Source organism: Dyella marensis (genome assembly GCF_049532885.1).
Taxonomy (GTDB): domain Bacteria; phylum Pseudomonadota; class Gammaproteobacteria; order Xanthomonadales; family Rhodanobacteraceae; genus Dyella_D; species Dyella_D marensis.
Genome location: NZ_CP064029.1, coordinates 2,699,250 through 2,717,496, shown reverse-complemented (window position 1 = coordinate 2,717,496; position 18,247 = coordinate 2,699,250). Strand labels below are relative to the sequence as shown.

General features: G+C 66.4%; 18 protein-coding genes. 10 read left to right on the top strand and 8 right to left on the bottom strand.

Features of this window, described 5'->3' with window-relative positions; translation table 11 throughout:
- The first annotated feature begins 14 nt into the window (after positions 1-14).
- On the top strand, positions 15-1,538 hold the full coding sequence (locus tag ISN75_RS11720) for an FAD-dependent monooxygenase (RefSeq protein ID WP_343820316.1): 1,524 nt from the start codon (positions 15-17) through the stop codon (positions 1,536-1,538).
- 13 nt (positions 1,539-1,551) lie between these two features.
- Here the strand turns inward: ISN75_RS11720 and ISN75_RS11715 are convergent, their stop codons facing one another.
- Positions 1,552-1,986, bottom strand: coding sequence for a helix-turn-helix domain-containing protein (locus ISN75_RS11715; protein ID WP_343820226.1), 435 nt, complete (start codon positions 1,984-1,986; stop codon positions 1,552-1,554).
- Positions 1,987-2,098: 112 nt separating this feature from the next.
- Here ISN75_RS11715 and ISN75_RS11710 point away from each other — a divergent pair, with 112 nt between their 5' ends.
- Together ISN75_RS11710 and ISN75_RS11705 are read left to right on the top strand one after the other, a co-directional pair.
- Positions 2,099-2,824: an SDR family NAD(P)-dependent oxidoreductase gene (locus ISN75_RS11710; RefSeq protein ID WP_343820225.1), complete on the top strand. Its 726-nt coding sequence runs from the start codon at positions 2,099-2,101 to the stop codon at positions 2,822-2,824.
- Positions 2,825-2,955: 131 nt separating this feature from the next.
- Positions 2,956-3,627, top strand: a complete 672-nt coding sequence (locus ISN75_RS11705) for a glutathione S-transferase family protein (protein ID WP_343820223.1) — start codon at positions 2,956-2,958, stop codon at positions 3,625-3,627.
- A gap of 26 nt (positions 3,628-3,653) precedes the next feature.
- Here the strand turns inward: ISN75_RS11705 and ISN75_RS11700 are convergent, their stop codons facing one another.
- Complete coding sequence (locus ISN75_RS11700) at positions 3,654-5,132, bottom strand: PLP-dependent aminotransferase family protein (protein ID WP_343820222.1); 1,479 nt, start codon at positions 5,130-5,132, stop codon at positions 3,654-3,656.
- A 111-nt stretch (positions 5,133-5,243) separates the two neighbouring features.
- Here ISN75_RS11700 and ISN75_RS11695 point away from each other — a divergent pair, with 111 nt between their 5' ends.
- The 3 genes from ISN75_RS11695 to ISN75_RS11685 all read left to right on the top strand — a co-directional run bounded on the left by ISN75_RS11695 (position 5,244) and on the right by ISN75_RS11685 (position 10,021).
- Positions 5,244-5,960: a GNAT family protein gene (locus ISN75_RS11695; RefSeq protein ID WP_343820220.1), complete on the top strand. Its 717-nt coding sequence runs from the start codon at positions 5,244-5,246 to the stop codon at positions 5,958-5,960.
- Between the two features lie 96 nt (positions 5,961-6,056).
- On the top strand, positions 6,057-7,946 hold the full coding sequence (locus ISN75_RS11690; RefSeq protein ID WP_343820219.1) for an esterase/lipase family protein: 1,890 nt from the start codon (positions 6,057-6,059) through the stop codon (positions 7,944-7,946).
- A 254-nt stretch (positions 7,947-8,200) separates the two neighbouring features.
- Positions 8,201-10,021: a hypothetical protein gene (locus ISN75_RS11685; protein ID WP_343820217.1), complete on the top strand. Its 1,821-nt coding sequence runs from the start codon at positions 8,201-8,203 to the stop codon at positions 10,019-10,021.
- A gap of 80 nt (positions 10,022-10,101) precedes the next feature.
- Here the strand turns inward: ISN75_RS11685 and ISN75_RS11680 are convergent, their stop codons facing one another.
- The 4 genes from ISN75_RS11680 to ISN75_RS11665 form a co-directional block, all read right to left on the bottom strand.
- Entirely contained in the window at positions 10,102-10,359 is a 258-nt protein-coding gene (locus tag ISN75_RS11680) for a hypothetical protein (protein WP_167256147.1), read from the bottom strand.
- Between the two features lie 52 nt (positions 10,360-10,411).
- A complete protein-coding gene (locus ISN75_RS11675; protein WP_168648696.1) occupies positions 10,412-10,948 on the bottom strand; it encodes a DUF4199 domain-containing protein in 537 nt (178 codons plus the stop codon).
- Between the two features lie 108 nt (positions 10,949-11,056).
- Complete coding sequence (locus ISN75_RS11670) at positions 11,057-11,473, bottom strand: LuxR C-terminal-related transcriptional regulator (protein WP_167256143.1); 417 nt, start codon at positions 11,471-11,473, stop codon at positions 11,057-11,059.
- Between the two features lie 69 nt (positions 11,474-11,542).
- Positions 11,543-12,136, bottom strand: a complete 594-nt coding sequence (locus ISN75_RS11665) for a TetR/AcrR family transcriptional regulator (protein WP_168648694.1) — start codon at positions 12,134-12,136, stop codon at positions 11,543-11,545.
- Positions 12,137-12,283: 147 nt separating this feature from the next.
- Between ISN75_RS11665 and ISN75_RS11660 the strand changes: the two genes are divergently transcribed.
- The 4 genes from ISN75_RS11660 (at position 12,284) to ISN75_RS11645 (ending at position 16,560) form a co-directional block, all read left to right on the top strand.
- A complete protein-coding gene (locus ISN75_RS11660; protein ID WP_343820214.1) occupies positions 12,284-13,042 on the top strand; it encodes an SDR family oxidoreductase in 759 nt (252 codons plus the stop codon).
- 226 nt (positions 13,043-13,268) lie between these two features.
- Positions 13,269-13,718, top strand: coding sequence for a nuclear transport factor 2 family protein (locus ISN75_RS11655; RefSeq protein WP_167256138.1), 450 nt, complete (start codon positions 13,269-13,271; stop codon positions 13,716-13,718).
- A 144-nt stretch (positions 13,719-13,862) separates the two neighbouring features.
- Positions 13,863-14,264: a hypothetical protein gene (locus ISN75_RS11650; RefSeq protein WP_167256136.1), complete on the top strand. Its 402-nt coding sequence runs from the start codon at positions 13,863-13,865 to the stop codon at positions 14,262-14,264.
- Between the two features lie 547 nt (positions 14,265-14,811).
- Positions 14,812-16,560, top strand: coding sequence for a M4 family metallopeptidase (locus ISN75_RS11645; protein WP_246866766.1), 1,749 nt, complete (start codon positions 14,812-14,814; stop codon positions 16,558-16,560).
- A gap of 90 nt (positions 16,561-16,650) precedes the next feature.
- On the opposite strand, the gene mdcH is transcribed toward ISN75_RS11645, so the two are convergent.
- Entirely contained in the window at positions 16,651-17,574 is a 924-nt protein-coding gene (gene mdcH / locus ISN75_RS11640) for a malonate decarboxylase subunit epsilon (RefSeq protein ID WP_343820212.1), read from the bottom strand.
- Entirely contained in the window at positions 17,571-18,245 is a 675-nt protein-coding gene (locus ISN75_RS11635; protein WP_343820210.1) for a malonate decarboxylase holo-ACP synthase, read from the bottom strand. Before ISN75_RS11635 ends, mdcH begins: the two co-directional genes overlap by 4 nt.
- Positions 18,246-18,247: the final 2 nt, after the last annotated feature.

Sequence of the window (18,247 nt, the reverse complement as noted above, 5' to 3'; positions counted from 1 at the left end):
CCAAGGAAATCGCCTTGATCTACGACGTCGTTATCGCCGGAGCCGGCCCGGTCGGCCTGTTCCTCGCCTGCGAGCTGCGCCTGGCCCATGTCTCGGTGCTGGTGCTGGAGCAGGCCGAGGATCCGCATTCGCCGCTGAAGCGCCTGCCGTTCGGCATGCGCGGCCTGTCCGCGCCTACCATCGAAGCGTTCTATCGCCGCGGTCTGCTGGACGGGATTCCCGTGCCGAAACTTTCAAGGGATGGTGCCAACGGCACGGCAGCGGCGCATTGGCTGGGCCAGCCGCGCCAGCCGGCGGGGCATTTCGCCGGCATCCAGTTCTATCAGGACCAGGTCGACACTTCGAAGTGGCCGTACCGCCTGCCCACGCCGGCGGGCACCAGCATGATGATCGAGCTGGAATCCCTCGAAGCCGCTTTGGCCGCGCGTGCGAACGCGTTGGGAGCGGAGGTGCGGCGTGGCTTTGCCGTCGACGGCTTCGAGCAGTCGGATGACGGCGTGGCCATTCGCGCGGGAGGCGAAACTTTTCACGGACGCTGGCTGGTCGGCTGCGATGGTGGACGCAGCAAGGTGCGCAAGCTGGGCGGCTTCGAGTTTGCCGGCACCGATCCGGAATTCACCGGTTACTCGGTCGAAGTCGAACTCGCTAATCCGGACCAGCTCCGCTCCGGGCGCCATTACACCGCCACGGGCATGTACACCTACACGGCACCCGGAACGATCGCGATGGTCGACTTCGACGGCGGTGCTTATCACCGCACCCATCCGGTCGCGCACGAACACGTGCAGGCCGTGCTGCGCCGCGTCTCCGGCGTGGAGGTCACCGTCACCGCCCTGCGCCTGGCAACCACCTGGACGGATCGCGCCAGACAGGCGACGGCATATCGCAACGGACGCGTGCTGCTCGCCGGCGACGCCGCGCACATCCATTCGCCGCTGGGCGGGCAGGGCCTCAACCTCGGTATCGGCGACGCGATGAACCTCGGATGGAAACTCGCCGCCACCATCCACGGCCACGCACCCGAAGGTCTGCTCGATACCTACACCAGCGAACGCCATCCGATAGGCGCCAAGGTGCTGGACTGGTCGCGTGCGCAGGTGGCGCTGATGCGGCCGAGTGCCAGCTCGCGTGCGCTGGAGGCGATCATCCGCGACCTGATCGATACGCGCGACGGCGCGACGTATTTCGCCGAGCGCGTATGGGGCGTGGCGCTTCGCTATGACCTCGGCGAAAGCCACCCGCTGATGGGATATAGCGCGCCGGATTTCGAGCTTGCCGATGGAACCAGGCTTGGGGAATGGCTGAAAGCGGGCAAGGGCCTCGTCGTCGATTTCGATGCAAGCGCACCGCTTCAAGCGTTGGCGGAACGTTGGGGCGATCGGGTCGCCTATATCTCAAGCCATGCGAAAAACAGCCTGGGCGTGAGCGCTGTCCTGGTCCGGCCCGATGGTTTCGTCGCCTGGGCGAGCGAAGGCATGCCGCATTCTGGCGAAGCGGAGAACGCAGCCGCTCGATGGTTCGGTCAGCGCGTCGACTGACAGCCGGGCCAACTCACTTCCACGGCTGCGCTGCCCGCGGAGCCGAGAGGGTAGCGCCTGCCTGCGCTTCGTCATCGAACGCCTTTCGCGCCGCGGTGATGGTTTCCTTGTTCGTCTCCGCCCACATCACCAGGCCCATCACCGGCCCCAGCAAACCCTTCGCCAGTTCCGTCAACTCATAATCCACTCGCGGCGGGATCGTCGGATACATCGTCCGCGTCACCAGGCCATCGCGCTCCAGCGTGCGCAACGTCAGCGTCAGCATGCGCTGCGAAATCCCCGTTACATCCCTGCGCAGTTCATTGAAGCGCCGCGGCCCGTCGCGAAGCATCGCGATCACGAACAAGCTCCATTTGTCGGCGATGCGGTCGAGGATTTCGCGCGTGGCGCGGCAGTTGTCGACGGTGGGACGGGTCGCCTCGGTGATGCCGGTGTGCGTCGGTGACATGCATGTGCCTTCTTGTGGGACGGGGAACGGCGTCCATACCATCCCTGGTGTGGTTCGGTAACTCACGAATCATTAGTTACCTGGTTCCTATTCTACCCTTAAGGAATATTCAATGACTTACAAAAAGACTATCGCCATTTTCGGCGCCGGTCCGGGCCTCGGCGCGTCGCTGGCGGCCCGGTTCGGCAGAGATGGCTATCGGGTGGCGCTGGTGGCGCGCCGGGCAGCCCCGTTGCAGGAGCGCGTGGCCGAGTTGGCAAGCGCCGGCATCGAGGCGGCGGCGTTTACCGCGGACCTCGGCCAGCTCGACGGCATCCCCGCACTGGTCCAGGCAATCGAGCAGCGCTTCGGCGCAATCGACGTAGCCGTCTACGCGCCGGTGCCGTCGATCTTCGACTTCATTCCCGCGGCGGAGGTATCCGCATCGGTCCTGAAGTCGGCCGCCGACGTTTTCATGTATGGGCCTGTGGAAGTGGCGCGTGCGGTTCTGCCCGCGCAACTGAAGCGTGGCGAAGGCGCGGTGGTCATCGTCAGCGGTCTTTCCGCCGTGCTTCCCGTGCCGGGCTTGACCGCCTTCAGTCCCTTGATGGCGGCGGCGCGCAACTATGCGCTCGCGCTGAATGCCGAGGCGAAAGGCCAGGGCATCTATGCGGCCTCAGTGAGCATCGGCGCGATGATCGATCGTTCGGCAGGCAAGCTCGCACTGGAAGCGCAAGGGATCAAGCTCGAAGGCGACCTGCCCACCATGGATCCGGACGACATCGCGCAGGAGATCTGGACGCTGGTCGCCGAGCGCGGGCGCAACGAGGCGATCCTGCCGCCGCTGCCGCAGGCGTGATGTCCACGCGATGAGCATCGGCGCGCCGTGGCGGCCAGGTTGAAAATCTTCCACAAGCAGCGACCGGCCGATTGACCATGGCGCGCCAGCCGGGCGGATAATCTGCCGATTGTCCAGGCAGGAGATCCGCCTTGCTTTTCTATTGCGGCACGAAGAACGCATCGAGCTGGTCGTTGCGCGCATGGCTCGCGCTGAAGGAGGCGGGGCTGGCTTTCGACGAGGTGGACATCGATCTGCGCCAGCCGGCGCGCGGCGAAGCGCTGGCACGCGTCGGGCGCGTTTCCCCGACGGCGGCCGTGCCGGCTCTGATCGATGGCGACACGGCGATCTTCGACTCGCTGGCCATCATGGAATACGCCAACGAGCTCGGTGGTGGCCATCTCTGGCCCGCGGAGGCGAAGGCCAGGGCGGTGGCCCGTTCGCTGCTTGCCTGGCAGCACAGCGATGTCGGACGCATTTGCCCGGCGTTGTCGTTCGAGAGCGTCTTCTACCCGCAAAAAAGGCAGGCCTCCGAGGCTGAGAAAATCGCGGCGGAACGATTGCTCACGGTATGGGGCGATTATCTCGACCGCTCGGGCGGCCCGTTCTTGATGGGTGCGCCATGCCTGGCCGATCTCGGTTTCGTACCTACCGTCATGCGCATTTTCAGCCATGTGGAAGTGCCCGCGCGCTGGCGGCATGTGAAGGCGTGGATGGATGCGCTGCTGCAGCGGCCGGCGGTCGTCGAATGGATGGCGGCGGCCAGGATCTTGCCGCCGGTCCATTTGCCGGATTATCTCGGCGATACCGCGGGGCCGGCTTGAATCCGATGGCGCCCGTGCATCGGTGCTCAGCGCGTGCCGATGCCTCGGGCGAGCTTCGCCAGGGTACGCAGCAACGGCTGGTACAGATGTTCGGGCGTATTGCCGTACCCCAGCACCAGGCCGTTGTCGGCTGAGCCTGGCTTCCTGATGAACGAGGACAGCGCGAGTGCACCCACGCCGTGCGCTCGCGCTGCGCCGACCAGTTCGCGATCCGGATAACGTGCCGGCAGCCGCACCATCAGATGCAGGCCGCAGGGTCCGCCCTCGACCTGATGTTCGATGGAAAAAACGCGTTCCAGTGCCTGTAGCAGCGCCTGCCGCCGGTCGCGATACAAGCGCCGCATGCGCCCTAGGTGGCGCGCGTACTCGCCGCTGTCGATGAAATCGGCGAGCGCCAGTTGCGCATGGCGTTGCGCACCGCGCTGCAGTTCGCGCAGCGCATCGGCGACGACGGGCATCAAGGCACGCGGCAGTACGAGGAAGCCGATCCGCAGCGCGGGAAACATGGTCTTGCTGAAGGAGCCCAGGTACAGCACGGGTGCATCGGCCACGAGGCCTTGCATCGCGCCCACCGGTTCGCCGGTGTGGCGAAACTCGCTGTCGTAGTCGTCCTCGATCACCCAGGCGCCATGGCGGCGCGCCGTTTCAATCAGCGTGAGGCGGCGGGCGACCGAGAGCACCGCGCCGGTGGGATATTGATTGGACGGCGTCGTATAGATGATCCGCGGCGCCGGCGCGTTCGCCTCGGCAGCCTCCACGCACATGCCTTGCGCGTCGACGCGCACCGGTACCACCTCCAGGTCGCCGGCATGCATGGCCGTGCGGGCACCGCGATAGCCGGGTTCCTCGGTCCAGGCCACGTCGCCCGGATTGGTCAGCAACTGCATGCACAAGGCCAGCGCGTCCTGCGCGCCTTCGGTCACCACGATCTGGGCCGGTTCGCAGTGCACGCCGCGGGTGACGGCGAGATGCCGCGCGATCGCCGCGCGCAATGCGGGTTCGCCGGCCGGGTCGCCATAGCCCAGTGCGGCGGGGCCGCGGTCGCGCATGGCGCGATCGAGTGCGCGCCGCCATGTGCCGGTGGGGAATTGCGCGAGCGCCGGCACGCCGGGCCGGAAATGGCCGCCCTCGTGCGCGGGTGGCGTGGCTGCGCGTGGACGCAGGTTCGCCACCCTGCGCGCAACCACCGGCGGCGCCGCCGCCTGCCTGGTGCGCGCCGGCCGGGTCAGCTCGGTGACGCGCGTGCCGCGCCGGTCGGATTGCACGAATCCTTCGGCCAGCAGTTGCTCGTAGACGGCCATGACGGTGTTGCGCGAGATGCCGAGCGCCTCCGCCAGCGCGCGTGTTCCCGGCAAGGGACTGCCGGCCGGCAGCGTGCCGCCGAGCACGGCTTCGCGCAGCCGCAGCAGCAATTGGCGTTGCAGCGATGGAGCGCTGCGGGCGCGCGATAGCGGTGCATCCAATGGCTGCTGGCGGGTCGGACGGTGGGCACGGGGAAGCGTCATCGTGTGGCACCATAAAACTGCCATGATCTGGCGCTTTTCATGGTACCTAGGCCTGCCTACGATCTTCAAACACGCCGGCCCGCCGCCGGCTCCACCCAGCGAGACCGCGCCTTGTCCCACACCGCCAACACCTACGGACAACCCATCGGACTGCCCGTGCCCGGCTGGACCCCACGCCCGCGCCCCGGCCGCGTGACGCTCGACGGCCGCTACTGCCGCCTCGAACCGCTCGATGCGCAACGCCACGGGGCCGAGCTGTATGCCGCCTACGCCATGGCTCCCGACGGGCGCGACTGGACCTATATGTCCGTCGGTCCGTTCGAGGACGAAGCCAGTTACCTGGTCCACGCGCACAAAGTGGAAGCGAGCGCGGACCCGTTGCATTACGCGGTGATCGATCGCGCCAGCGGCCGCGCGGTCGGCACCCTTGCGCTGCTGCGCATCGACCCGGCCAACGGCTCGATCGAAGTCGGCTTCGTGGCGTTCTCGCCGGCACTGAAGCGCACGCCGGTATCGACGGAAGCGCAATACCTGCTGATGACTTATGTATTCGACGGGCTGGGTTACCGCCGCTACGAATGGAAATGCGACGACCTCAACGCGCCTTCGCGCGCGGCCGCCGCACGGCTCGGCTTCCAGTACGAAGGCACCTTCCGCCAGGCCGTCGTCTACAAGGGGCGCAACCGCGACACCGCATGGTTCGCCATGACGGACCGCGATTGGCCGGCGCTGTCGGCGGCTTTCGACGCCTGGCTGGCGCCTGCCAATTTCGACGAGCAAGGCAACCAGCGCCGCTCGCTGGCGGCGATTCGCGCCGAACAGGCGTAACGCAGGGGAGGGGGTGCCCTGCGGAACGGCAACCTTCCTGTGACAAAATCCGCCCACGCGTGCTTCATTCCGAAGCACCCAAGGGCCTGTGCACGCATGAAACACCCAAGCCACGCCTTGCTCGCGCGCTGCGTCGTGCTGGCTGCCCTGCTATGCCTGCACGGCTGCGCCATGGTCGGCGTCAGCCGCATCAATGCCCACGATTCGGTGAGCGAGCAGCGCGGCGACGTGATCAGCACCGGGCGCCTGAGCGACCAGACCGTGCAGTCGCTCAACGTGGTGGCGCTGGCGGCGCGCGATTGCGAGCGGGCCTTTCCGGCCTGCGTGGACACCGTGCTGCATTCGCCGGGCCTGGACGACGAGCAGCGGCTGTCCGCGCTGTCCGAACTGTGGCTGGGCCTGGCCATCCGCACCGACCGCAGCACGCGCGATACCCAGATGAGCGACCAGGCGCTCGATGCCTACCTGCAGGCGGGGCGCTACGCCTATGCCTACCTGTTCTATACGAAGCGCCAACCCTCCGAGCGCTCCTTCGAATTGCGCCAGGTGCGGGTGATCGGCTTCTACAACTTTGCCGTACAGCGCTCGATGACGCGCTTCTTCCAGGAGCTGCCACGGCTGGAGCGGCATGCCAGGCATGCCGAGCTGGCCGGCTGGCATGTCACCGGCAACGAGCCGGCGGTGCGCTGGGCAGGTGCGGCTACCGATCCGGCGGAGCTGATTCCCGCCTCGACGCTGCGCTTCAACGGCGTGCGCAATGTGTACCGGCGCGACGGTTTCGGTTCGGAATTCGTAGCGGTGGCGCCGCCGGACGCGCCATCCAGGGATGTGCCGTGGCGCGATCCCGATTATGTGTCGATGACCGGCGCCATCCTGTTCGACGGCGCCAACCTGGACGAAGTGCGCGCCACCAGGCGGGCGACGGTGCAGGTCGAGGATCCCTATCACGACGACACCATGACCGTGGCCGGGCACGAGGTGCCGCTGGCCGGCAACTTCACCGCGGCCTACGGTGTGTGGCTGGCGCGTTCGGGCTTCGCCACGCAGTCGATCCGTTCGCTGCTGGGCAGGGAAGGCGGCATCCAGACGCCGCGCGTGCTGCTGATGCAGCCTTACGATCCCAGCCGCATGACCGTCGTCATGCTGCACGGCCTGGCCAGCAGCCCGGAGGCATGGATCAACGTATCCAACGAGGTGATGGGCGACGAGGAGCTGCGCAGCAATTACCAGGTGTGGGAAATCTATTACCCGACCAATGCGCCGATCGCGGTGAACCTCGCCAATATCCGCAAGGCGCTCGACGCCACCTTCCAGCATTTCGATCCGGGCGGGCAGGCGAGGGCTTCCCATAACGTGGTGCTGATCGGCCACAGCATGGGCGGCGTGATCGCGCGCCTGCTGGTGTCCTCCAGCGGCGACAAGCTGTGGAGCCTGATGCCGGCGCGCGACAATCTCTCGAAGGCAAAGCAGGCGCGCCTGCGCGAGCGGCTGGCGCCGTATCTGCAGTTCACGCCGATGCCGCAGGTGACGCGCGCGGTATTCCTGGCCTCGCCGCAGCGCGGTACGCCGTATGCGCAGAACACGCTGGCGCGCTGGATGGCCAACCTGATCCGCCTGCCGGCCAATGTGCTGAAGGAAGTGGCGGGCGTGGCCGACCTGCTGAAGGACGGCGAGGGCGGCACGCCGGTGCGCATTCCCAACAGCGTCGACAACCTCAGCGATACCGATCCTTTCATCATGGCCGCGGCGGATCTGCCGATGTCGCCCGCGGTGCGCTACCACACCATCGTCGGCGTCTATACGCCGCCGGGGCCATTGGCTGACAGCAGCGACGGCGTGGTGCCGTACAAGAGCGCGCACCTGGAAGGTGCCGAGTCGGAGTTGGCAGTGCCTTCGTGGCATAGCGTGCAGGAGACGCCGGCGGCGATTCTGGAGTTGCGGCGGATCCTGCGCGTGCACATGGCGGCGACCGGAGCGCAGCGCTGAAGCCAGCGCGAACCCGCCTGGGCTGCCCGGCTTACGCATAGCTGTCTTTTAAGCGCTGTTCCCGGCCTTATGGACGATGGCGCCGATCGGCCGATGCGCCTATCGTCCCCGCACGCATATGCAACCTATGCGTACTTGCGCGAGCGCTGGTCGGCGCAGCCGATCTGGGCGTTCTACCGGGGGCGCGGTCACCTATCGATACGAACGGGAGACCCAGTGCTATGCAGACTCGATTGCTTTTCGCCATGGCTTCCATGGCGTTCGCCACGTGCGCCCTGGGCGCATCGCCAGCCACGCTGAAACTGCAACGCGGCGGTACCACGGTGCCGGTCACCACGCCGCTGGGCGGCGCACCGATCACCAGCCTGGAACTGGACCCGGCGACCAGCGCCGGCGATGCCGATTCGGGCGACGTGGGTGACGTCGGCTCGAAACCGGTGATCAACCGCGGCCTTCCGCACAGGAATGCCGGCAGCAACCGGCAGGCGAATGCGAAGCGGGCCAAATCCAGCCCCGAATTGCTCGGCGGCTTCGACGGCCTGAATTTCCACGATCAGCGCTATGCCAATGGCGGCAACCAGTTTTCGATCGAGCCGCCGGATCAGGGCCTGTGCGCGGGCAACGGCTTCGTCGTGGAAAGCGTCAACGACGTGATGGCCATCTACGGCAGCGCCGGCAACAAGCTGGTCGGGCCGGTCGATCTCAACACCTTCTATCACTATCCGGCGGCGATCAATCGCGCCACGGGCGCCTATGGACCGGAAATCACCGACCCCAGCTGCTACTACGATGCGGGCACGCGGCGCTGGTTCCATGTCGTGCTGACGCTGGACCGCTTCGGCACCACGTCGTCCTTCGCCGGCACCAATCACCTGGACATCGCGGTCAGCCAGACCGCCGACCCCACCGGCGCCTGGAACATCTACCGCTTGCCGGTGCAGAACAACGGCACGCAGGGCACGCCCGATCACGCCTGCGCGGGCGGCTTCTGCCTGGGCGACTATCCGCATATCGGCGCCGACGCCAACGCGATCTTCCTGACCACCAATGAGTTCGCGCTGTTCGCCGACGGCTTCTATGGCGCGCAGATCTACGTGCTTTCCAAGCAGGCGCTGGCGTCGGGCCAGCCGGCGAATGTGGCGATGTTCAACGGCGGCGATCCGGATATCCCGGCGCCCGCATTCACGGTATGGCCGGCCATCTCCTCCGGCGGGCAATACGCCGGCGGCCAAAACGGCACCGAATACCTGCTGAGTTCCGATGCCGTGTTCTACGACTCGGGTACGTCCAACACCTTGTGGCTGTGGACCGTGACGAATACGCGGGCGATCGACACCACGCCGTCAGCCGTGTCGCTGAACGTGGCACCGCTGACCGTGCAACCGTATGCCGTGCCGAGCAGTCTTGCGAAGCAGAAGCCAGGCAGTACGCCGTTGCGCGATTGCTTTGCGCTGACCGGTTGCGCACCGGCCTACCTCGGCTATCCGAACTTCGTCTATCCCGCGCCACGCGACCTGGCGGTGAACGACTCGCGCATGCAGCAGGTGAGCTATGCCAACGGCAAGCTGTGGGGCACATTGGATACCGACGTGCTGCTCGGCGATGGCAGCCATGGTTCGGGCATCAACTACTTCGTGATCAATCCGGATTCCGGCGGCATCTTCGCCAACGGCACCCTGGCCTTGCCCGATGCCAACCTCACCTACGGCGCGGCAGCCGTGACACAGAGCGGGCGGGGCGTGATCGCGTTCACCGTGGTCGGACCGAACGATTATCCGAGCGCGGGCTATGCCAGCCTGGATGCGAAGGCCGGCGCGGGCGACGTGCATATCGCCGCGGCGGGCGCGGGTCCGTGGGATGGCTTTACCGGCATTCCCTACCTGGGCGACAACCGTCCGCGCTGGGGCGATTACGGCGCGGCCGCGGCCGACGGCAATACGATCTGGCTGGCTTCGGAGTACATCGCGCAGACCTGCACGCTGGCGCAGTACCTGACGCCGCCGCTGTTCCAGTGCGGCGGCACGCGCGGCGCGCTGGGTAATTGGGCGACGCGGGTTTCGGCGATCGGGCTCTGAGTTCCAAGAGGAGAAAACAGCGGGCGCGGTGAAAATACTTCACCGCGCCTGTTCCATTTCCAAGCGCTGCTTATCGCAATTCAGTAAAAACGCGGCTCGTAGATAAGCAGATCGACCTGGTAAGTGCCGCCGAGCTGCTCGGGCCTGAGATCAGGGAAGCGCGCCCATAGCCCCTCCGCGAGTTCGAAGACCCCGGCCATCGCGCTGCCCACGGCCTGGCGATAAAGGTGCCACTCCGTCTTGTCGCTTTTTTCCTGCACAAAAGCCGCGGTTTCGTCCAGCCGGCCGACGATCTGCAGGAACACCACGTTCAAGCGCTCGGCGTCATCCCTGGTCATGGCGTTTCTTCTCCGTTTCAGGTTTCGATCCATGACCTCAAGCTTATGCTCTTTATCCCCGCCGCACCGCCAGAAAGCGGCTGTTGCGCAGCAACCCCGCCGAGACCAGCGACACCAGCACCCCGATCGGGAAGATCTCCGCGAAGGTCATCGGCAGGCGGTACATGGGGTTCGCGTACTGGACCTTGAACGCCTCCATCTCGGTGGTCAGTTTCGCCAGCGCCTCGGCGCTCGCGCCCTTGGCCTTCTGGCTGGCGATGATGGCCTGCGCGTAGGAGCTGGCGAAATCCATATGCATCATCGACTGCACCGCTTCCCACGCGGCCACGTAGAAGATGCCGGCGATGAAGCTGATGCCCAGCCCGACCCCGAGCGCGGGCCAGAAGCCGATCACCCCGCCGCGGTCCACGTCGCGGTGCCTCTTGATGCCGACGAACACCGCGCTCAGGGCGATCAGCATGGTGGTGTAGCCGACCACCATGCCGTACTTCAGCGGCGGCATGCCGGAGAACAGCACGAAGGTGGCGAGTTCGAAGCCGCCGACGACCAGGCCGGCGATCAGGCCGTACTTCAGGATGGTGCGCAACACGGTGCTGCTCCTCAGCGATGGATGGTGGCGCCATTGGCCGCGATCCGGCGTCCTGCGGCAATCGCCCGAATGGATGATTCGGGTGTTTTCACCTCAAAAGCAGCGGCCTCAGGGCACGATGCCCAGCTCGCGTGCCCGCCGGATGGCGTCGGTGCGACGCTTTGCCCCGAGTTTTTCGAACAGCCGCGCCACGTGGGTCTTCACCGTGTTCGGCGATACGTGCAGGTGCGCGGCGATCTCCTTGTTGGAGTGGCCGGCGGCCAGTTCGTGCAGCACTTCCAGCTCACGGCCGCTGAGGCCCAGCGCCGTCTGCGCCTTGGGGTTGCCGTCGAAGGCGGGGGCTTCGGCGGGCCTGGCGAATACCCGTACCCCCAGCACGATGCCGAGCACCAGGAAGGCCGCGGCGATCAGGAACACATAGATGTCGCCGGAGTGCAGGCGCGCCATGCGCTGGTAGTCCAGCCACTGCAGGGCCAGCGTTCCCGCCGCCAGCAGTGCGCCGTAACCTGCCACCCGCTTCCACATCGCTGCCCCCGGCTCCCCTTGAGAGGGGCATCTTAGCGCCGGGGCGCGAGCGGCAGCGGGGCGCCGCGCTTACTTCTCCAGCGCCAGCAGCAACTGCTGGCGTCCGGCTTCCAGGATCTCCTCGGCCAGCGCCGGATCCGCCTCGGCCACCGCGCGCGACAACACCAAGGCGCCCACCAGCTGGCTGAAAAGCGCCACCGCCAGCTGGCGTTTCGCTTGCGGGTCGCCGTTGTCGATCAGGCTTGCCAACTGCTCGATATTCCATTGCAGGCCGTGCGCATACGACTGCCGCGCCTCCGCGCCGAGGCGGCGCACGTCGCCGGCATACGCGGTGAGCGGACAGCCCTGCTCGATATTGGCCAGGTGCTCCTTCGACAGGTACCACTCCACGTGCCGCTTCACCGGCGCGGCCTTGGCGGCTTTGGCGGCCTGCAGGCCGCAGTTGAACAGGGTGGCGCCGTCTTCCATCGCCTTGTCGATCACGGCGGCGACCAGGGCGTCCTTGGATTTGAAGTGGTTGTAGAAGCCGCCCTGGGTAAAGCCGGCGGCCTTGGTGAGCTCGGCCAGGCCCACCGCGGCGACGCCGCGTTCGCGGAACAGCTTCTCCGCAGCTTCGACAATAGCCTTTTTGTTTTCAATGGCTTGCTGCTTGGTGACGCCCATGGGCGTGCTCCTTTCCGGTGGCCGTCTATCGGACCGATTAAAAAATACGATGGTGATCGCCATTGACAATCATCCGGGCGCGAGCGGATTCTACGCCCCGTCAATGGTGATCGCCATTGTGAATCCCCTCCTGCAAGGACACCTCTCATGAAACTCAGCGGCAACACCATCTTCATCACCGGCGGCGCCTCCGGCATCGGCCGCGGCCTGGCCGAAGCGCTGCACCGGCGCGGCAACAAGGTAATCATCGCCGGGCGCCGGCGCGGGCATCTCGATGCCGTGATCGCAGCCAACCCCGGCATGGAGGCGGTCGAACTGGACATCACCGATCCGGCCAGCATCGAGCGCGTCGCCGCGCAGCTGGTGCGCACGCATCCCGATCTGAACGTGCTGATCAATAACGCCGGCGTGATGCAGATCGACAGCGTGGGCGGCAAGGTCGACGACGCCATGCTCACCGCAACTGTCGACACCAATGTGCTCGGTCCGATCCGCATGACGTCCGCACTGATCGAGCATCTGAAGACCAAACAGAACGCGGTGGTTGCGTACACCAGCTCGGTGCTGGGCTTCGTGCCGCTGGCGGTGTCGGGTGTCTATTCGGCGACCAAGGCGGCCTTGCATTCCTATGTGCTGTCGCAGCGCTTCATGCTGCGCAACACTGGCGTGCGCGTGCTGGAGATCGCGCCGCCGTGGGTGCGCACCGAGCTGCTCAACAGCCAGGAGGCGGAGCAGGCGATGCCGCTGGACGAGTTCATCGCCGAGACCATCGAGGTGCTGGGCACCGATGTGGACGAAGTGCTGGTGGAGAACGCCAAGGCGTTCCGCGCCAACGTGGGGCCGAACGAGCATGGCTTCGTCAACGGCTTCAACGAGCAGGCCATGGCGCTGTTCGGCGCTGCCTGAAAGACATAAACGCTGAAGCAGGGAAGGGCCGGTTTCTCTTGCGGGAGGATCCGGCCCTTCGCCGTTTTATCCGGATGGCGATATGGCCAACCGGTTGCCGCCACTGACTTCTGGCCCATAGGCAGCGGCGGCGGGCGGGTAGTCCAATGCCGGCCTTGGCTTCCCCCGATTTCCGTTCCCGATTTTCCGGCTCGTCGTGCTCGTGAACATCCACTTGGGAGGGGATATGCGTACATCGCTCGTACTCGCATCGATCTGCGTCGCCTTGATCGCCACCGCGGCACAAGCCAAGGAAATCGGCGACTACAGCAAGCTGCCCAAAGACCTCGCCGCCGCGGCTACCGCTTACGACGTCGCGCAGTTCAAGGCCGACAAGGCCGAACTCGAACGCGTGCTCGCCGACGATTACACGCTGGCCGGCACCGCCGGAAAGAACCTGACCAAGGCGCAGTTCATCGCCGACCAGACCGCGCCCGGCAACAAGACCATCTCGGTCAATCTCTACGATCAGGTCAGCAAGGTGTGGAGCGATGGCGCGGTGCTCGCCGGCATGGTGGATGCGAAGGGCAGCAGCCAGGGCAAGGAGTTCACTTTCCGCGGACGCTTCGTCGATGTGTGGGCGAAACGCAACGGGCAGTGGCAGGTGATCTTTACGCAGATCCATCCGGTCAAATAAGCACGCTTGAAGCGGCATGCGCAGTGCGAAGGCCCGCGGCAGACGCGGGCCTTTTTTAATGCGCCGATGCCGTGGTTCCGGCGGCCCTTGCGTTTACATATACAGCATGTATAGTCAATGTATCCGCCACGCTGGGGCCATCCGATGTCATACGTATTAGTCGTCGCCATCTCTCTCCACGTTCTCGCCGCCGTGTTCTGGGCAGGCAGCACCGCCGCGCTGGCACGCACCGGCGGCAGTGAAACGAAGCGCCTGTTCCGGCCGCAGATGGGAGCTGCCGCGGTTGCCATTCTTACGGGCGGCTATCTGTGGCATACGATCCATCAAGGAGCCCTCGGACCGATGGAGCGCAGCCTGATGATCGGCGCGTTGAGCGCCTTCGCAGCGCTGATCGTGCAGGTGGCGGTGGTGGGCGGCGCCTTGCGCGAGGCGCGCGCCGAAGCTGGCGATGCCGTCTTGCCCGCGCGCGTCCTGATCGCGCATCGCGTCGCTGCCGGCCTGCTGATGATTGCGATCGTGACGATGGCAGCAGCGCGTTACGTCTGATCTGCCTGGCGCTGGTGACCGCGCCGGCTCTCGCATAAATGCGGATACGGCGCTTGGCGATCGGTTGACAACTGCGGCCTGGAAGACGCCATAAGCGGTGCCAGTCCGCCGCAAGAATTTGGATCGCTCCAATCGAAAAAGCAGGTTCTCTCGCCGATTCGTATGATTCACGACCCAGTTCGCACTTCTTTGCGTAAACCGTAGATTGTCACGTTTCATTGACCGCCCCGCGTGATAGCGTCCCCCCGCCGTCGAATAGGGGCTCGGCGGCTATTCCTGTTAACTCGTTTGCACAGAAGCGCATCGCCGGTGCGGCGTAGGTTCTTGCCTGTTTTCCGACAGGCAGGAATGGGGACGGCTTGCTTCTCACAATCGTATTTGCAAGCAAACGTTCCTGTTTTGGGGAGTGTTTCGCGCTGCCCGGTGGTTTCTCATAACCCTTTGGAGAACACCGCAAATGAATAGTGCAAAGATGGGGCAAAAGCGTGCATGTCTGTGGCTCGCCGTGATGGGGCTGATCGGCGTAACCAGCGTGCATGCAGCTGATATGAAGCATCTCCAGGCGCAAAACCTGGGTGCTGCGCCGGGCAATCAGCTCGCCGCGAAGCTGGGCCTGAGCGCCGACAACACCTTCGTCGCGGGCAGTGCGGTCAAGACCGTGCAAGGCACGCAGAAGGTGCGCATGCAGCAGTACTACAAGGGCGTGCCGGTCTACGGCCGCAGCATCGCGGTCGAGCAGGACGCGGCCGGCAACTCGCTGACCGCCGACGGCGCCGTACTGCAGAACGTGCAGGTGGACCTGAGCTCGGTCACGCCGCGCTTGAGCACGGCGCAGGCCTTGTCGGCGCTGCGCGCCACCAAGGGCTTCCTGCCGACCAGCGCGACGGCGCCGCGCAACGAGCGCGCCGACCTGTACGTGTATCCGGATGCCAGCGGCCGCGCGCGGCTGGTGTACCTGACCTCGTATGTGGTCGACAGCCCCAAGGCCTCGCGCCCGACGGCCATCGTCGACGCCAACACCGGGCAGGTGATCAAGCAGTGGGAAGGCCTGACCAATGCCAATGCCACCGGCCCTGGCGGCAACGCCAAGACCGGCATGTACCAGTACAACGGTACGCAGTATCCGTATCTCAATGTCACGCAGTCGGGCAGCACCTGCACGTTCCAGAACGCGAACGTGAAGACCTACAACATGAACCACTCCACCAGCGGCACCGGCACGCTGTGGAGCTTCACCTGCTCCAACAGCGACGAGCCGGACGTCAACGGCGCCTATGCACCGATCAACGACGCCCACCACTTCGGCGGCGTGGTGCATGACCTCTACCAGAGCTGGTTCGGCGCACCGCCGCTCAACCAGGTGCTGGTGATGAAGGTGCATTACGGCAGCAACTACGAGAATGCCTTCTGGGACGGCAGCTCGATGACCTTCGGCGACGGCGCCACCACGTTCTATCCGCTGGTGTCGCTGGACGTGACCGGCCATGAGATCAGCCACGGCTTCACCGAACAGCACTCCAACCTGGAGTACAGCGGCCAGTCCGGCGGCATGAACGAGGCGTTCTCGGACATGGCCGGCGAAGCGGCCGAGTATTTCGACCGCAACGGCAACAACGACTTCCTGGTCGGCGCCGAGATCTTCAAGTCCAGCAGCGGCGCGCTGCGCTATATGTGCAACCCGACTCAGGACGGCTCGTCGATCGACAACGCGGCCGATTACTACGACGGCCTGGACGTGCACTACTCCAGCGGCGTGTACAACAAGGCGTTCTGCGTGCTGGCCAAGACCAGCGGCTGGAACACCCGCAAGGCGTTCGAAGTGTTCGAAGGCGCCAATGCGGTGTACTGGACCGCGACGTCGGACTACAAGGACGGCGCCTGCGGCGTGGAGAAGGCCGCGGTGGACAAGGGCTACACCAAGGCCGACGTAACCGCGGCGTTCACCGCCGTGGGCGTGAGCTGCTCGGGCGGCGGCGGTGGCGGCACCGCGTTGCAGAACGGCGTGCCGGTCACCGGCCTGTCGGGCTCCACCGGTACGCAGCTGGCCTATACCGTGGCGATCCCGGCGGGTGCGCGCAACCTGAAGATCGCGATCTCGGGCGGCAGCGGCGACGGCGACCTGTACGTGAAGTTCGGCTCCGCGCCGACCACGTCCAGCTTCAACTGCCGTCCGTACCTCAACGGCAACAACGAGAGCTGCAGCTTCAGCACGCCGTCGACCGGCACGTACTACGTGATGATCCGCGGCTATACGTCCTTCTCGGGCGTGACGCTGAAGGCAACCTGGACTCCCTGACCAGCATGCCGAAACCACCGCTGCGGCGGTGGTGAATCGTGCAGGGAAGTGAGTGCGAAGCCGGTGGGCGCGATGCGTCCACCGGCTTTTTCATGAAGTGGCCGCCGCCACCGCGGCGGCGACATTGTCCAACCGGTGGTCATCCACGGCGATGGCGAGGCCGTCGAAGCTGCTCCCGGCCAAGCGGGTCAGCGTTCGGCCCGGCGGCATTTCGACGGCCAGCCGCGCGCCGCGCTCCCAGGCCGCGCGCATGCTGTCCAGCCATAGCACCGGACGCGCCATATTGGCGGCAAGGTCGGCGGCGATGTGTTCGGGACGGAACATCGGGCGGGCCAGGTTGCCGCTGAGACAGGCGATGCGCGGCCGCGCCAGCGGTACGCCGTCGAAGGCGCGCGCGAAGGCGGCGGCAGCCGCGTCGAGCAGGGCGCAATGCGACGGCACGGCCACGCGCAGGCGCTGGCTGCGCCGCGCGCCCAGCTTGCGCGCCTGTTCGGCGGCGATGGCCATCGCCTCGTCGCTGCCGGCGATGACCAGCTGGGTGTCGCTGTTGATATTGGCGAGGTGGACCGGCCATCCATCCGCACGCAGCCCGGCGAGCAGCGATTCCAAGGCGGGAGCGGCGAGGCCATCGATGGCCGTCATGCCGTAGCCGTGCGGATAGGCCTGCTCCATCAGGCGCCCGCGCAGCGCGACCAGGCGCAAGGCATCGCCAAAATCCAGCGCCCCCGCGGTGACGGCTGCGGGAAACGCGCCGACCGACAAACCGCACACCATGGTGGGCAGCGCCCCCAGGGTGGCGAGCAGGCGCGCGGCGGCAACGCCGGCGATCAGCAGGCACAGCTGCACGGCCTCGGTGGAGCGCAGGCTGGCTTCGTCGTCCAGCGCATCGATGGAGCGGCCCAGCACGTCGGCGGCCTGATCCAGCGTCTCCCGCACGCCCGGCGTATCCGGCAGGCGATGCAGCATGCCGGGCCGCTGCGCGCCCTGGCCGGGAAAGGTGAAGAGGACGCTCATGGCGCCGCCGCGCCCCAGGGATCGGCTACCAGCCGCGGGCCATCACCGGTCTTCAGCAGCACCGGGCCGCCGCGCAGCCACTCGGCCAGCGCGAAACCGCCGTGGCCGGTATCCACCTGCGCATCCACACGCATCGGCATTGCAGCGAAATGATGCGACAGCTTCTGCAGCGCTGCGGGATCCGGCTTCCGCGGGATGCGCAGCAGCAGATCCAGGTCGCTGCTTTCGCGCAGCACCGGCAGGCCGCTCGCGATCGCAAAGCCGGCTCCGCCGGTGATGCCCCAGGCCCAGGGCAGTTCGTCGAGCAGCGGTGCCAGCACGCGCAGGGCAAGGCGGCAGCGATGGCCGGCGGCATCGCCCCAAGGTTCCCACGCGCGCGTACGCGCCAGGATTTCCGGCGGCGTGCGCCTTGTCATCGCGCTCGCCGGCAGATAAGCGGCATGCCGTTGATGGCGCTGCTCGCCGCGCAGGCCCACCGGCACCAGGCCCGCTGGCGCACGTTCGCGGCGCACCACCAGCGGCGCGGCCGCAAACCAGGCCGCATCGACCCAGCCCGGAAGCGGCGAGGGCGAGCGCAGCACCTCGAGCGTGTCGCTTGCCCACAGCAGGTCGTGCGGACGCGGTGCTTCCCGTTCCGCCATCACCGCCAGTGGATTCGGCACGGCGGCCACGC